Below are 15,047 nucleotides of genomic sequence, written 5' to 3'. Positions count from 1 at the left end.
GACTTATATGAGTAGCCGCACAGTCGTCGTCACCGGTGGCGCCGCCGGGATCGGACGAGGTGCTGTCGAACGCTTCGTGCAAGCCGGTGACGACGTAGTCGCACTTGACCGAGACGCCGATGCTTTGGCTGGGCTCGAGAAGGAGCTCGGGGTCCGTGGGATCGCTGTGGACGTCGGAGATCGGGAGGCACTTGCGTCGGCCGCGCAGGAGGTCGACCGGGTCGACGCGCTCGTCTGCGCCGCGGGGATCCAGCGGTACGGGACAGTGGTGGACACCTCGTGGTCGGTCTACGACGAGGTGATGGCGGTCAACGTCGGTGGCGTGTTCTTCGCGTGTCAGGCGTTCGTGCCGTTGATCCCGCGAGGTGGCAGCGTCGTGGTGGTCGCGTCGGTGCAGGCGTATGCGGCGCAGAAGAGTGTCGCGGCGTACTCGATGGGCAAGGGTGCGTTGCTGTCGCTCGTGCGGGCGATGGCGGTGGACCACGCTCCCGAAGGGATCCGCGTCAATGCGGTCTGCCCGGGCTCGGTGGACACCCCGATGCTGCGGACCTCGGCCGCACAGTTCGGCGGCGGGCGGTCGACTGACGAGGTCGTCGCCGAGTGGGGCCGGTCGCATCCGCTCGGCCGGGTCGCGACTCCGGGAGAAGTTGCCGAGGTCATCCACTTCCTCGCGTCGCCCGCCGCTGCGTTCGTGACCGGAGCTGATGTGAAGGTGGACGGTGGATTGACCGCCGGGCTGCCCGTCGTACTGCCGGAGGACGCGAAGTGAAGATTGTCGACATCCGCGCCACGACCGTGACGATGCCGCTCGAGGCGCCGTTGCGGCACAGCAACGGCGCGCATTGGGGCCGCTTCGTCCGGACCGTCGTCGAGGTCGAGGCCGACAACGGGCTGATCGGCCTCGGCGAGATGGGTGGCGGCGGCCAGAGCGCCGAGGCCGCGGTCACCGGGCTCAAGTCGTACCTGGTGGGCCATGATCCGGCCCGCACCGAGGCGCTGCGCTGGATGCTCGCCAACCCGACCGCGAGCCTGTACAACAACCGGACCCAGCTGCTGGCCGCGATCGAGTTCGCCTGTCTTGATCTGCAGGGCCGCGAGCTCGGGGTTCCCGTGCACGAGCTGCTCGGCGGCAAGGTCCGCGACCGCGTACCGTTCGCCAGCTACCTGTTCTTCCGCCACCCGGCCGACGACGGCACCGGTGAGATCCGGACGGCCGAGCAACTCGTCAAGCACGCTCGGGAGCTCGTCGACGAGCACGGGTTCAGCGTGCACAAGCTGAAGGGTGGCGTCTTCCCGCCGGACTACGAGCGCGAGTGCTTTCGCGCGCTGGCCGAGGCGTTCCCCGAGCACCGCGTCCGCTTCGACCCGAACGGCGCGTTCAGCGTCGAGGAGGCGATCCGGTTCGCCCGCGGTATCGAGGACCTCGACAACGACTACCTCGAGGACCCGACCTGGGGCATGAACGGGATGCGCCGGGTCCGCGAGAACACGCCGATCCCGCTCGCCACCAACACCGTGGTGGTGAACTTCGAGCAGCTCGCGGCCAACGTGCGCGACCCCGCCGTCGACGTGATCCTGCTGGACACCACGTTCTGGGGCGGCATCCGGCCGTGCATCAAGGCGGCCGGCGTCTGCGAGACCTTCCAGCTCGGGGTCGCTGTGCACTCGTCCGGCGAGCTCGGCATCCAGCTGGCCACGATGCTGCACCTGGGCGCCGTCGTACCGAACCTGTCGTTCGCCGCCGACGCGCACTACCACCACCTGCGCGACGACATCATTGCCGGCGGCAAGGTTCCGTACGTCGACGGCGCGATCGCGGTCCCGGACGGTCCCGGCCTCGGCGTCGAACTGGACCGCGACAAGCTCGCCGAGTACGCCGAACTGTTCCGCGAACTCGGCCCCTATCCCTACGACCGCGATCCGGCACGCCCGGACTGGTACCCCCTGCTCCCGAACACCGATTGGGCCGACCCTTCATGACGATCCCGCGCAGCGCCGACCTGGCGAGCGACGTCCTCACGCACACGTACGACGACATGTTCAACCCGCCCGGGCTGACGAACTTCCTGGGTACGGCGCAGGTCGACCACGACGTGTTCGCGATCCGCAGCGTGAACTTCCCGCCGTACTCGCACGGCGACTGCATCACCGGACAGTTGTACGTCGACGGGCGGCTGGCTCGCTCGTACGGCGGGACCGTCGAGGTGGTGTGGCGACCGGACCAGGTGGTCCGTTCGACCGTGGTCGACGGGCTGACCCTGCGGACGGTCACCGCATGCGCTCCCGGTCGGCCGGCTGTCGTCGTACAGCTCGACGTGGAAGGCGCACCGGGCCGCTCGGTGCGGCTCGGGTTCGCCCTGGACAGTACGGCGACCCGCTTGGGGAGCGGATGGTTGAGGCCGGAGCCACCGTCGGAGCCGAACACACTGACCGCGGTCGACGGCCGCGTTGTCGGGACAGGGGAGTCCGGGTCCGCGGTGAGTCTCCAGGGGCTCGACGTGGCCGGCGTCATCGACCGGTCGATGCTTGAGGCAACCGTCGTACTGGATGCCTCGGGCAACGGTCGGGTCTCCTACCTGCACGTCCTGGCCGGGGACCTCGCCGAGGCGACGGACCATTTCGACGCGTGTGTGGCCGACGTACCCGCGGTGTTCTCGGCGGCCGAGGGCTTGTGGGACAAGGCCCTCGCGGATGCGTTCGATCCGGCCGGCGACGGCTTCAGTGGATCCCTGCCGGTCCTCGAGACCACGAACGAGGCGCTGCGGAAGCTGTACTGGTGGGGCGTGCTCGGCGTGATCTGGTTCCGGCGGGACAACCCGGCCAGCGTGATCGGGCGGACGTACGACACGTTGATGCCGCGGTACTGGCAGACCACGACGTTCATCTGGGACTACAGCCTCTCCTCGTTGACCCACGCGTTGCTGGACCCGGAGCCGATGCGCAAGCACATCGAGCACTGGATCGACCTCGACATCCACGAGCACTTCGGCACCGAGTGGCTGACCGGCGGACCGGTCGGGCAGTGGTACTCGGTCAACGACTTCGCCATGACGCGGCTGGTGCGCGACTACGTGCGCTTCACCGGGGACTCCGGCTTCCTGGACGCTTCAGTGGGTCCCAAGCCGGTGTCGGAGCACCTGCACGACTGGGCCACCGCCTGGCGCGGCCTGCGGGGTGAGCACGCGCTGGCCGACTACGGAGGCATCGACAACCTGCTGGAGTGCGTGAGCAGCTACGTGCACGAGGTGGCGAGCTTCAACGCCGCCAACGTGTGGTGCCTGCGTGTCGCCGCGGAGGTCGCCGAGCGTTCAGGTGATGCCGATCGCGCTGTGCTGCTGCGCAAGGAGGCCGACGAGCAGGCCGGTCATGTCAACGAGCTGTACATCGAGGGCGCGGGCTTCTGGCACGCGCGGCAGCCGGACGGCTCGCTGATCCCGGTGCGGCACTGCTACGACTTCAACATCATCGGTACGACGATGGCCGCCGACCTCTCGGAGTCCCAGCGGACCGAGATGGTGTCCTTCTTCCAGCGTGAACTCCAGACGCCGGAGTGGATGCGCGCGTTGTCGCCGTACGACGCCGACGCGGCCTTCAGCGTCCGTCCCGACCACCAGTGGAACGGCGCCTACCCGGCCTGGCCAGCCGACGCCGGCCGCGCTCTCTTCGCGTTGGGGCGCGGGGATGTGGCGCTCGACTGGCTCCCGGGCCTGGCCCGCACCGCCAACCAGGGTCCCTGCGGGCAAGCCCACTTCGTCGAAGAGGCCGAGCCATTGATGTCCGGCGGCGCCCGCAAGTCCCCGCCGCAGTTCCCGTACCTGATCGACTGGGCCTGCTCGTCCTCCGGATCTTGGGTCAGCCTGGTCCTGGAGGGCATCTTCGGCGTCGAGGTCGCCCTCGACGGCACAGTCACCGCCAAACCCCAGGTGGCAGCCCTGGACCCCGACGCCCGCCTGACCGGGCTCCGCGTCGGCTCCACGACGTACGACGTCACCGCCGAAGGACTAACCAAGGCCTAGCGGATCGCCCCCACCCACCCTGCGCAAACCCCTCATCCGAGTGGGCAGCCCCCGAGACGGTGAGTTGCCCCCTCGGATTCTCGGTGGGCAACCCTCCAACTGAGGGGCTGCCCACCGAGACGCAGGGTCAGCTCGGCGGCATGGCGATGGCTTCCAGGAGGGACTCTTCGGCGCCCTCGAGGTGGTGGCGGAGCTCTTCGACGCACTCGTCGAGCTCGCCGCGTTCGAGCAGGCGGACCAGTTTCCGGTGCGAAGCGACCTGCTGGCGGGCGTCCTGGCGGAGGGCGTCGACGCGGGCCAGCGCGAGTCTCGCCTCGCCGGTGATCGAGTCGGCGGTCGCGATCAGCCGTTCGCTGCCGGTCAGCGCGACCAGGCTGCGGTGGATCGCCAGGTGCGTCTCCGTCATCGCCTCCGGATCCGCCCCGTCCTTGGCGGTCGCGGCGAACACCCGCATCGCCTCGCCCACCCGCTCGCGCGCCGCCTCGTCCGCGTCGAACCACGCCCGGATCCCGGCCGACTCCAGCACGAACCGGGCCCGGCAGATGTCCGCCACCGCGTCCGGGTGCAGGATCGCCACGCTGACACCCTTGTTCGGCTCCCGGACCGCGAGCCCCTCGGTGACCAGCAAGGTCATCGCCTCACGAACGGTGCTCCGGGCAACGCCGAGCGCCTCCGCGAGCGGTTGCTCGCGTAACGGCGTACCTGGTTCGAGGTCTCCGGCGAAGAGGGCGGCGCGCAGCGCGTCGACCACTCGGTCCACCGTGGTCGAGCGGTCCACCCGCAGCCGTTCGTACATAGGGCGATTCTCGTCCAGTCAAGCTCCGTTGTCGCGCGCGACCCGGCTCCCGGGACCGACCCGGCGGCCACCTGTGGATAACTCTCGGCACAATGACCTGGTTTTCAGGCAGGATTTTCCTCAGTGGCCGCCCCACTCCGCCGACCGGCACGGAGAGCCACCCAGCGAGCGAGGAGCACACCGTGGGTGACAGCAAAGCCCTGCCGATCGTCGGCGGTGTCATGCTGGTGCTGTTCCTGCCGCTGATCATCGTGATCGCCCTGATCGTCGGCGGCCTGGCCGGGATGGACGCTGCCGCGTCGGACTGCGGCACCACCACGGAGACCGAAGGCAAGGCGTTCGCCTGGCCGACCGACGAGCACAACGTCGACCAGGACTGGCAGGCCCCCGACCCCGACGGCTACAGCCACTCCGGTATCGACTTCGACGCCGACGAGGGCAGCAAGGTGTACGCCGTCGCGGACGGCGAGATCACCTCGATCGCGAACCACGAGATCCGGATCAGGCACGACGAGGGTGTCGAGACTCGGTACAAGTACCTCAAAGAGATCAAGGTCAAGGTCAAGGACAAGGTCAAGCGCGGCGACCAGATCGCCACCTCCGGCTCCGGCGACGAGGACCCGCCCGGCCTGACCGGCGACCACCTGCACTTCGAGTTGTGGGTCGACAAGAAGGACGACGGCAACCTCGTCAACATGAAGCCCGACAAAGACTCCTTCGGCGATGCCGGCAGCAGCGAGGACACCGGCAGCGCGGGCTGCTGTGCCGGCGGCGACCTGACCGGCAACAACAACGCCCAGAAGGCGTTCAACTACTTCGCCTCCAGCGGGTACTCGAAGGAGCAGGCCGCCGGGATCGTCGGCAACATGATCCACGAGTCCAGCGTCGAGCCCGGTCGGCTGCAGGGCACGCCGTCCGGCAAGGTCACCAACCCGTCCGACGCGGTCGAGAGCTCGGCCGGCTGGGGCATCGTCCAGTGGACGCCCGCCGGCAAGATGATCAAACCCTCCCGCGCCGCCGGGATCGACGACGCCACCATCGTCTCGCTGCAGTACCAGCTGGACTTCCTCCGTAAGCAGCTCAACGGCGAGACGCCGACCCCGGAGAAGAACGCCGGCGACCAGGTGAAGGCGGCCAAGACCGTCGAGGACGCCGCGGTCGCCTTCGGCCGGTACTACGAGCGGTTCGCCGGCTCCGACGACCTGAGCAACTCCCGCTACACCGAGCGCAAGACTGCCGCCAAGCAGGTCCTGTCCACCTTCGGAGCGGGCGCGCCGACCGGGGCCGGCGGTTGCGGCGCCGGCAGCGGCAACATCGCCGCGGTCGCGATGAGCCTGGCCTGGCCGACCCCGGGACACACCACGCAGCCCTACGCGGAGCACGCGACCGACATGTACAAGAAGAACTTCTTCCAGTACAACAAGTCGGCCAAGAGTGCCGGCGACGTGGCCTGGACCGACTGCGGCCGGTTCGTCGCGACCGTGATGCACATGAGCGGCGCCGACCCCGACTACCCCGACGTGTACACGCCGACCCAGGAGAACTACCTGCGCACGTCCGGGAAGTACGAGGTGCACGACGACTGGGACGTCTCGAAGCTGCAACCGGGCGACATCCTGATCGGGCCGGGGCACACCTACCTGTTCGTCGGACCCTGGGCCAACGGCCACAACGCGGCCTCCGCGTCGCTGGACGGCCCGAATCCAGGACCGGGCCACGTGCCGGAGGCGAGCAACGCGTACGAGGTCGGCACGACGTACGCCGTCGCGCGGCTGAAGAAGAAGTAGGGAGTAGCGCATCATGCTGGAAGAGAATCGGCGGACGTTCCTGATCGGCGTGACCGCTGTCGTGATCGCTCTCGTGGTGATTGGCGGCTATCTGCTCTTTCGCGGCGATCCGGAGTCGAAGCTGTCCGTGGACGCGGTGCCCAACGACCTCACTCTGAGCGTGGACGGGCACCAGGTCGCGAGCACCGGCGACATCAAGCTGAAGGCCGGCGAGCACACGTTGACGGGGGAGCGGAAGGGGTTCCAGACCTACAGCCAGACGGTGACCGCGCGCGGCGGCGACCCGATCGACGTGAAGATGTACCTGTACGCCAACAGCGCCGAAGGGCGCGAGTGGGCGGAGAAGCATCCCGCGGAGACCTCGAAGGCCGAGGAGGAGGCCGGGCGGCGCTTCGACGAGATCAACGAGCGGTTGCGGGAGAAGTATCCGATCATCGCGTCGCTGCCGTACCTCGGGCCTGGGTTCGAGGCGAACTACGGGGCCTCCAAGTCGGACCCGAAGAACCCCGAGGCGATCTCGATCGTGATCTCGACGTACACCCCCGACGGCAAGACCAAGGCCCTGCAATGGATCCAGGGCAACGGCTGGGACCCCGCAACCCTCGACATCATCTACACCACGACCAGCTAACCCCCGCCTTCGTCGCAGCCCACGCCGCGGCCGGCGGTGACTCGGACGGTCGGCTCTGGTGGGCTCGGACACCCCTGGAGGGCGGCAACAAGAAATAGCAGCTGTCCTGTCGCTTCCGTGGGCGCCCTGGCGACCAACCCCATCCCCGCCGACACCACAGCGCCAGCCCCGATCGCTGGTCGCCGCCAGGCCGCCCGACAGCCCCAGCTTCGCCCAGAACCGTTCGATGACATCGCTCATCGCCCTACCAGCCCCACCCGCCAGCCCCACCCGGCTGCCTGACAGCCCGCCCGGCTGCCCCGCCCGGCTGCCTGACAGCCCGCCCGGCTGCCCCGCCTGGCTGCCTGGCTACCCCGCCTGGCCGGCTCGGTCGGTCACTTTGTGCACCAGATCCGTACTCCGCCGGCCCTCCGGGTACGGATCTGGTGCACAGAGTCGATCTCTGTTGTGGCCGACACCGGTTGGGTCGGGATCCGGGCTCGAGTCCGCGGTGCTGGCGCACTCACCAAGCAACGCGGTCCTGCCCCGGTCACGCTCCGATCCGGGCCCTGGGTGAGTTGACGGTGGGGTTGGTGAGTGTCTCAGGTCCGCACCCGCACCGGTTCCCGCAACCGTGGTGTCGACACCGCCAAGGTCGGGCAGCCACCGAGACGACACACAACAGCCCGGACAACGCCTCGGCTCGGGGGGTTCTCTCCTCGGACACCAGCAGACAACCCGGCACGCATTCGGATATCGGCTCCACTGTCCGGGGTGCCGTTTGGCGGGCGGGGGCGCGGACACCATGTCGGGGCCTCGGACAACTCATGACCTGCCCCAGGTCCCGACGCCCTGTCCCTGGTCCCGACGCCCTGTCCCTGGTCCCGACGCCCTGTCCCTGGTCCCGACACCTTGTCCCAGGGCCTTCAGGCAGCGACCGACGTGGCCGATGAGAGTGGCATCTTGTCGTCCGAGGGCCTGGCATCTTGTCCCAGGTCGCTGGTCCTGAACAGGGGGCGAGCTGAAGCTTGCGCGGTCAGGCTGGGAGGATCAGGTCGCCGCCGGGGGTGGTGATGGGGTGGAGGGGGAAGTCCAGGGGGTTGGTGAGGCAACGGATGGAGCCGCCGCCCTTGTGGAACTCCGAGAGGTCGAGGACGAGCACCCGCAGACCCAGCGCAGTGAGGATGTCGTGCAGGCGGGGGGAGCAGGCCGGCATGATGATCGTCTCGTTGACCACGATCGAGTTGGCGGAGAAGGCGAAGGCTTCGTCGTCGGTGAGGACGATCGGGTCGGGGACGAGGCCGAACAGCTCCGCCTGGCCGGCCGTGTCGAAGGCCGGCGGGTAGATCATCGCGTGGGTGCTGTCCACCGGGCAGAACGGCAGGTCCAGGTGGTACATCCCCTCGTGCGCGATCCGCAGCCCGCGGACCCGGATGTTCCACTCGGTCGCGAAGTGCTTGAGCGCGTCGGCCTCGGTCCGCGGCCCGTACCCGACGACCAGGCTGTCGCCGAACACGAACGCGTCCCCGGACTCGAAGTGCGGCCCGACCCCGTCGCTCCCGGTCCGTCCCAGCGCGAAGCCGTGCCCGGTGAACCACTCGGCCGCGGTCAGCGACTCCTTCCGGCGCGGCTCGAAGCGCATGTGCGAGAGCATCGCGCGGCCGTCCGCGGTCGCCAGGCCGAGGTTCATCGCGTACACCATGTCCGGTGAGTCGGCGCGCTGCGCGAGAACCTCGACCGCACCGCCGGCGTCGACGATCGCCTGGCGCAGGGAGTCCCACTGCTTCAGCGCCAGCGCCGGATCCGGCTGGTCCTGGGTGGACATGTACGGGTTGATCACGTAATCGATCCGGAAGTGGTCCGGACGGACCATCAGATACCGGCGACCCCACTCCAGCGGCTGACCCATGACACCCTCCTGACCGTTGAGATCTATTGCCAGATCCCCTGATTGTCCGACAATCAGTCAGTGTGCAGCCAAGATTCCGTCCGCGCAACACGGTTCGTCGGGGCGCCACGGATGTGACCGCGGACGTGCGCGGAGGAGTGCTGTGGAAGTGCGCAGAGGAGCGCTGTGGGTGTGCTGAGAAGCGCCGTGGGTGTGATGTAAGCAGGGTGGTCGCGGCGTGGGGTAAGGACTAACCTGCGGGCATGACCCCTGACAGTGAGGTTCGCTTCCGCGCCTGTCTGGACGATGTGGCGGCTTACAAGCCCGGTCGTCCGCCCGCGCGCACCGACGGCCGGCCGACGTACAAGTTGTCCAGCAACGAGAACCCGTACCCGCCGCTCCCCGGCGTCCTGGCCGCCGCGACCGAGGCCGCGGGACAGATGAACCGGTACCCGGACATGGGCGCCGTCGATCTGCTCGAGGCGCTGTCGGACCGGTTCGGCGTACCGGTGAGCGATCTCGCCGTCGGCACCGGGTCGGTCGCGCTGCTATACCACCTGCTGCAGGCGACGGTCACTGACGGCGACGAGGTGATCTACGCCTGGCGCTCGTTCGAGGCGTACCCGATCGCCGTCCAGCTGACCGGCGCGACCTCGGTGCAGGTGCCGCTGACCGACGACGCCCGGCACGACTTCAAGGCGATGGAAGCGGCGATCACCGATCGGACGAAGGTCGTCCTCGTCTGTACGCCGAACAACCCGACCGGCCCCGTGGTCCGGCGTGACGAACTGCTCGCGTTCCTGGACGCCGTACCGTCGAACGTCCTGGTCGTGCTCGACGAGGCGTACCGCGAGTTCGTCCGCGAGACCGACGTGGCCGACGGCGTGGAGGTGTACCGCGACCGGCCGAACGTCGTTGTCCTGCGGACGTTCTCGAAGGCGTACGGCCTGGCTGGCTTCCGTGTCGGGTACGCGATCGGCCACCCGACGGTGATCGCGGCGATCCGCAAGTGTGCGCTTCCCTTCGGGGTCAGCCACGTCGCCCAGGCGGCCGCGATCGCGTCGCTGGCGGTGGAGGACGAGCTGCTCGAGCGCGTCGACGCATTGGTGGTCGAGCGGAGCCGGGTCGTCGACGAGCTGCGCGCGGCCGGCTGGGATGTGCCGGAGACGCAGACGAACTTCGTGTGGCTGGCACTCGGCGACGACACCGCCGCGTTCGCCGAGGCGGTGCATGCTGAAGGGGTGTCGATCCGCCCGTTCCCGGGTGACGGCGCGCGCGTCACCATCGGCGAGCCCGAGGCGAATGACCTCTTCCTCTCCGTCGCCCGCGCCTGGCGCCAGTGACAGCCAAGCCTCCGTCGCAAATCTGGATCTCGGGAGCATCGGCCGGGATCGGCGCCGCACTGGCCGCGGCCGTGCCCTTCCGCGACGCCCGCGTGATCGACCTGTCCCGCAGCGGTGGCGGTACGGCGGAACACGTCGAGGTGGACCTCTCCGACCCGGCCGGCTGGTCCCGGGTCGAGCTCCACTTCGAGGAGGAGCTCAAGGCGTATGAGGGTGATCGCGTCGTGTTCATCCACAACGCGGGCACGATCACGCCGATCGGTCCCGCGGACGCGGTCGACCGCCACGCGTACCGGCGCGCGGTCCTGCTCAACTCGGCGGCGCCACAGATCCTCGGCAGCGCGTTCCTCCGCGCCGCGGCGCACCTGACGTGTGAACGGCACCTGATCATGCTGTCCTCGGGTGCCGCCAGGACGCCGTACGCCGGATGGTCGTCGTACTCCGCGGGGAAAGCGGCGATCGAGCAATGGGTCCGCACGGTGGGGATGGAACAGGCGGGCGGTTGCCGGGTGATCGCGGTCGCGCCGGGCGTCGTCGACACCGCCATGCAGACCGAGATCCGCTCGACCGACGAGCGGGCGTTCCCCGCCGTCCAGCGCTTCAACGACCTCAAGCGCACCGGCGCCCTCAGCACACCAGCCGCCGCAGCCGCCGGCATCTGGTCCCTACTGAAGCGCGACCTCCCCAACGGCGCCTGCGTCGACCTCAGAGACCTCTAGGTAGTGCCTGGTAGTCCAGCAGACAAAGAAAAACCCGGCCCTTGCTGGGACAAAGGGCCGGGTGTGATGCGGCGCCGGGAGGAGTGAGGCTTTCTCCCGGCGCCGCGGATGGTGCTACCGAATCAGTCACCCCACCGAGGTGGCTCTTTCGGGTCCTGCATCACTGACCAGGGAGGGTCAGTTGTTCTGCTCGGAGTCCTGCTCGCAGGTCTTCAGCGTGTCAACGGAGTTGCCGTTGTTGCCCAGGCCCAGGACGCCCGACAGGTTGGTCAGCGGCACGTTCCCGCCGATGCCGGTCGCGGACAGCTCGTTGTGGCAGGCCTGCCACGGGCCGACGTTGTTGCGGCTGACCGACAGCAGACCGTTGTCGCCCATCTTGTACCACTTGTGGTTGGCCTGCGTGTTGCCCTGCTCGCAGGTCTTGACAGCGGTGACCGAGTTGCCGTTGTTCCAGAAGCCGACGACGCCGACGACATCGCTCGCCGGCACGTTGCCGCCGATGCCGGTGCCGGAACCGAACAGGTGGCAGGCCTGGAACGGGCCGACGTTGTTGTCGTCGATGGCGAGCAGCCCGCCATCGCGCTTGACGCCGTACCAGCCGTGGTTGCCGTAGGCCTTGCTGGCCAGCGACGCGGCGTCGGCCAGGCCAGTGTCCTGAGCCTTCTTCTGCGTGTCGTCGAGAACGTTCGCGCTCACAACGGTGGCCAGGCCCAGCGTGGCGACGGTCGCCACAGCCGCGGCAGCGGCGATCTTGCGAGTTACCTGCATTATGCCAGGTTTCCTTTCGGGTTTGACGGATTCGTCTTAGTGCTAACGACACCTGGCTACGCCGGTTACAAACTTTTTTGTCAGATATTCGGGCGGTCCCGGCACTCATAGCCGGCCGGTGATGAGTTCACTGACAGCGCAGCCAAATCCGTGCTGACCAGGCAACTTCCCGGTGATCAGGTGGTCGCCGGAGCGAGCGGAAGTTGAGATGGAACGGCCCGTAACGGATGCCGCGGTAGGTCGTTGAGTCAGCGCGGGTGACGGATGAAACCCGGTGAATCGGAAGATTGTTCTCGGTGGGCTCGGTGGTCGCCGAATAGGCAATACCACGATGAATCGGAATGTCGTTGCAACCATTGCCGGAGTTTCGCGCCGTGTTTTTTCGGGGCAGGGCGCCGGTCGGCAAACCAAGGCCCGCTGCCGCGCGCATCGGCAGCGGTGGGAGACCCGGGTCCCTCGTGGGCCCGGGTCTTTCCATTCCGCCGAGGGCCGGTCAGGTAGTGCTGCGCCGGCGTTCGGCCGTGACGACCAGCGCGACGCCGATGATGATCACCGCACCGCCGACCAGGATCTGCCAGGTGATGTGCTCGTCGAGGATCAGCCACCCGAGGAGTACGGCGACCGCCGGGTTCACGTACGCGTACGTCCCGATCAGCGAGATCGGCGCGTTCGCCAAGAGATATGAGTACGCCGAGTACGCGAGCAGCGAGCCGAACACGACCAGGTAACCGAGCGCGAACCACCCGGATCCGTCGATCCGCCCGAGGTGCAGCCGCCCGGGCTCACCCCGCAGTACGCCGATCAGCAGCATCGCCGTACCGCCGAAGACCATCTCGTACAGCGCGGTCACCAGCGGGTCGCGCGGCAGCCCGAGTCGCGGCGCGAACCGGGAACCGATTGCCCAGCTGATCGTGCCGACCACCAGGATCGCGACCGACAGCGGCTTCGCGCTCGTGTTGCCACCGGACAGCGAGAGCAGGGCGGCACCGCCGAAGCCGATCAGTACGCCGACCCACGTCAGCGCGCGGGGTCGCTCGCCACCTCCGACCCGCAGCAGGATCAGCCAGAGGGGAACCGCGGCCACCAGCAACGCGGCCAGGCCGGACGGAACGGTCTGCTCCGCGATCGCGACCGCACCGTTGCCGAAGGCAAGCAGCAGGAGGCCGACCGTGGCCGCGCCGAGCGCCTCGCGCCGGGTGATCCGCAGCCGCCGCCAGCCCGACTTCAGGCTCAGCGCCGCAGCCAGCAGCACCGCCGCGGTGAGGAACCGGGTAGCCATCCCGAGCATCGGCGGGATCTTCGCGTCCACGACCACCCGGATGGCCAGGTAGGTCGAACCCCAGACGACGTACACCACCGCGAGCGCCGTCCAGATCATCGCCCCCGACGCCGGCCGGGCGCCGGTCTCGGGCAGTGCGGCCGGAGCGGACGCGGCCATCCGGGTCTCCTCAGCGTGTCAGGGGTGTCATGCGTTAATGATCATTACGCTAGGCGTGCGCGATCCGCCGCGCAAGCCGGTATCCGGCCAGCAATCCGCTGTTTCCCGCCAGGCCATCAGTGCCGGGCAAGGTGCCGCTACGACCCCGAGGGTGAGGAGAGCTGGATGCGGATCGCCGCGACCGGTCGTGACAGATTTGTGACACATGCTGTCGAGGTCGGCCGATCTCTGTAATATGAGCGCGGTGATGGGACCAGTGGATGGACTGGTGTCTCACTCCAGGACCCGTTTCCGTACCGCCGTACCCGCTCGCGTCCAGACAGTTAGCGGATCAGGCACCCGCTGGGTACGGTGTCCGGCAAGATGGGAGTGAGACCAGTGAGGAGGTCCACTGCCCAACAGTGCATCAACCCTGGATCCCACGCGGTCCTGCCTGCGAAGCCTCATCCGGCGCAACGGGCCGGCCCGTGCAACGTTGCGGTCGCGGCGATCCCGCGCTCGAACCCGAGGAGTGCATGTGAGTGAGTCGGTGCCGGGGATCACCCCGGAAGTGTTCGCGCCCGTCGAGGCGCCGGTCAGTCCACCCCAGGCCTCCGAAGAGGTCGAGTTCGTCCAACTGCTGACGCCCGAAGGTGAGCGCGTCGAGCACCCGGACTACGCATTCGAGCTGGACGACGACGCCATCAAGGGTTTCTACCGGGACATGACCCTGGTCCGCCGGATCGACACCGAGGCGACCGCCCTGCAACGCCAGGGTGAGCTCGGCCTGTGGGCGTCGCTGCTCGGCCAAGAGGCCGCGCAGATCGGCTCCGGCCGCGCCCTGAACGCCAAGGACATGGTCTTCCCGACCTACCGTGAGCACGGTGTCGCCTGGTGCCAGGGCGTCGACCCGCTGCGGCTGCTCGGCCTGTTCCGCGGCGTCGATCAGGGCGGCTGGGACCCGAAGGACAACAACTTCCATCTCTACACGATCGTGATCGGCGCCCAGACGCTGCACGCGACCGGGTACGCAATGGGTCAGCAGCGCGACCACGCGATCGGCGACGCCGAGAACGGCGAGGCCACGATCGCGTACTTCGGCGACGGCGCCAGCAGCCAGGGCGACGTGAACGAGGCCTTCATCTGGGCCTCGGTCTTCAACGCACCGGTCGTGTTCTTCTGCCAGAACAACCAGTGGGCCATCTCCGAGCCGATCGACCGGCAGACCCGGATCCCGCTGTACCAGCGCGCGGCCGGCTTCGGTTTCCCCGGCGTTCGTGTCGACGGTAACGACGTACTCGCGACCTACGCCGTCACCCAGCAGGCGCTGAAGCGGGCGCGGGAGGGCAGCGGTCCGACGCTGATCGAGGCCTACACCTATCGGATGGGCGCCCACACCACCTCCGACGACCCGACGAAGTACCGGCTCAACGAGGACCTCGAGCACTGGAAGCTGAAGGACCCGATCGAGCGGGTGCACGCCTACCTGGCCCGCACCGCCGGGGTCGAGCACGACTTCTTCGACGAGGTCGAGGCCGAGGCCGACAAGATCGCCGCCGAACTGCGGGCCGGCTGCCTCTCGATGCCGGACCCGGTGCTGACCGACTTCTTCGACCAGGTGTACGTCGAGCAGACGGCCCAGCTGGTCGAGCAGAAGCAACAGTTCGCCGCGTACGCCGCGTCGTTCGAAGGCGAGGGCTGAG

Annotated in this window: 12 protein-coding genes; 8 read left to right on the top strand and 4 right to left on the bottom strand. The window is 68.5% G+C overall.

Going from position 1 to position 15,047, the window contains the following annotated elements; translation table 11 throughout:
- Window positions 1-7 precede the first annotated feature (7 nt).
- Genes ACXC9Q_RS11960 through ACXC9Q_RS11950 form a run of 3 tightly spaced genes read left to right on the top strand, consistent with a single transcriptional unit; the run spans window position 8 to window position 4,016 of the window.
- Entirely contained in the window at window positions 8-769 is a 762-nt protein-coding gene (locus ACXC9Q_RS11960; RefSeq protein ID WP_457056541.1) for an SDR family NAD(P)-dependent oxidoreductase, read from the top strand.
- Complete coding sequence (locus ACXC9Q_RS11955; protein ID WP_457056540.1) at window positions 766-1,980, top strand: enolase C-terminal domain-like protein; 1,215 nt, start codon at window positions 766-768, stop codon at window positions 1,978-1,980. Before ACXC9Q_RS11960 ends, ACXC9Q_RS11955 begins: the two co-directional genes overlap by 4 nt.
- Window positions 1,977-4,016, top strand: coding sequence for a hypothetical protein (locus ACXC9Q_RS11950; RefSeq protein WP_457056539.1), 2,040 nt, complete (start codon window positions 1,977-1,979; stop codon window positions 4,014-4,016). The genes ACXC9Q_RS11955 and ACXC9Q_RS11950 overlap by 4 nt, the downstream gene beginning before the upstream one ends.
- A gap of 127 nt (window positions 4,017-4,143) precedes the next feature.
- On the opposite strand, the gene ACXC9Q_RS11945 is transcribed toward ACXC9Q_RS11950, so the two are convergent.
- A complete protein-coding gene (locus tag ACXC9Q_RS11945) occupies window positions 4,144-4,812 on the bottom strand; it encodes a GntR family transcriptional regulator (protein ID WP_457056538.1) in 669 nt (222 codons plus the stop codon).
- Between the two features lie 182 nt (window positions 4,813-4,994).
- On the opposite strand from ACXC9Q_RS11945, the gene ACXC9Q_RS11940 reads away from it, so the two are divergent.
- Window positions 4,995-6,599: a phage tail tip lysozyme gene (locus tag ACXC9Q_RS11940; protein WP_457056537.1), complete on the top strand. Its 1,605-nt coding sequence runs from the start codon at window positions 4,995-4,997 to the stop codon at window positions 6,597-6,599.
- Window positions 6,600-6,612: 13 nt separating this feature from the next.
- Complete coding sequence (locus ACXC9Q_RS11935) at window positions 6,613-7,230, top strand: PEGA domain-containing protein (RefSeq protein ID WP_457056536.1); 618 nt, start codon at window positions 6,613-6,615, stop codon at window positions 7,228-7,230.
- Between the two features lie 1,015 nt (window positions 7,231-8,245).
- On the opposite strand, the gene ACXC9Q_RS11930 is transcribed toward ACXC9Q_RS11935, so the two are convergent.
- Entirely contained in the window at window positions 8,246-9,118 is an 873-nt protein-coding gene (locus ACXC9Q_RS11930; RefSeq protein ID WP_457056535.1) for a dimethylarginine dimethylaminohydrolase family protein, read from the bottom strand.
- A 242-nt stretch (window positions 9,119-9,360) separates the two neighbouring features.
- On the opposite strand from ACXC9Q_RS11930, the gene hisC reads away from it, so the two are divergent.
- Together hisC and ACXC9Q_RS11920 are read left to right on the top strand one after the other, a co-directional pair.
- Window positions 9,361-10,440: a histidinol-phosphate transaminase gene (gene hisC, locus ACXC9Q_RS11925; RefSeq protein ID WP_457056534.1), complete on the top strand. Its 1,080-nt coding sequence runs from the start codon at window positions 9,361-9,363 to the stop codon at window positions 10,438-10,440.
- Window positions 10,437-11,159 carry an SDR family NAD(P)-dependent oxidoreductase gene (locus ACXC9Q_RS11920; protein ID WP_457056533.1) on the top strand — a complete coding sequence of 241 codons (723 nt, stop codon included), beginning with the start codon at window positions 10,437-10,439 and terminating at the stop codon, window positions 11,157-11,159. The genes hisC and ACXC9Q_RS11920 overlap by 4 nt, the downstream gene beginning before the upstream one ends.
- 177 nt (window positions 11,160-11,336) lie before the next feature.
- Here ACXC9Q_RS11920 and ACXC9Q_RS11915 read toward each other — a convergent pair whose 3' ends face one another.
- Window positions 11,337-11,927, bottom strand: coding sequence for a hypothetical protein (locus tag ACXC9Q_RS11915; RefSeq protein WP_328524625.1), 591 nt, complete (start codon window positions 11,925-11,927; stop codon window positions 11,337-11,339).
- Window positions 11,928-12,420: 493 nt separating this feature from the next.
- Window positions 12,421-13,365, bottom strand: a complete 945-nt coding sequence (locus ACXC9Q_RS11910) for an EamA family transporter (protein ID WP_457056532.1) — start codon at window positions 13,363-13,365, stop codon at window positions 12,421-12,423.
- Window positions 13,366-13,882: 517 nt separating this feature from the next.
- Here ACXC9Q_RS11910 and pdhA point away from each other — a divergent pair.
- A complete protein-coding gene (gene pdhA / locus ACXC9Q_RS11905; RefSeq protein ID WP_457056531.1) occupies window positions 13,883-15,046 on the top strand; it encodes a pyruvate dehydrogenase (acetyl-transferring) E1 component subunit alpha in 1,164 nt (387 codons plus the stop codon).
- Window position 15,047 lies beyond the last annotated feature (1 nt).

This window comes from Kribbella sp. CWNU-51, assembly GCF_054073265.1.
This window is presented reverse-complemented; position numbering and strand designations above follow the sequence as displayed.

Coding starts and splice junctions, on each gene's coding strand:
- ACXC9Q_RS11960 (WP_457056541.1), top strand. CDS start 8: ATGAGTAGCCGCACAGTCGTCGTCACCGGTGGCGCCGCCGGGATCGGA.
- ACXC9Q_RS11950 (WP_457056539.1), top strand. CDS start 1,977: ATGACGATCCCGCGCAGCGCCGACCTGGCGAGCGACGTCCTCACGCAC.
- ACXC9Q_RS11945 (WP_457056538.1), bottom strand. CDS start 4,812: ATGTACGAACGGCTGCGGGTGGACCGCTCGACCACGGTGGACCGAGTG.
- ACXC9Q_RS11935 (WP_457056536.1), top strand. CDS start 6,613: ATGCTGGAAGAGAATCGGCGGACGTTCCTGATCGGCGTGACCGCTGTC.
- ACXC9Q_RS11930 (WP_457056535.1), bottom strand. CDS start 9,118: ATGGGTCAGCCGCTGGAGTGGGGTCGCCGGTATCTGATGGTCCGTCCG.
- hisC (WP_457056534.1), top strand. CDS start 9,361: ATGACCCCTGACAGTGAGGTTCGCTTCCGCGCCTGTCTGGACGATGTG.
- ACXC9Q_RS11915 (WP_328524625.1), bottom strand. CDS start 11,927: ATGCAGGTAACTCGCAAGATCGCCGCTGCCGCGGCTGTGGCGACCGTC.
- ACXC9Q_RS11910 (WP_457056532.1), bottom strand. CDS start 13,365: ATGGCCGCGTCCGCTCCGGCCGCACTGCCCGAGACCGGCGCCCGGCCG.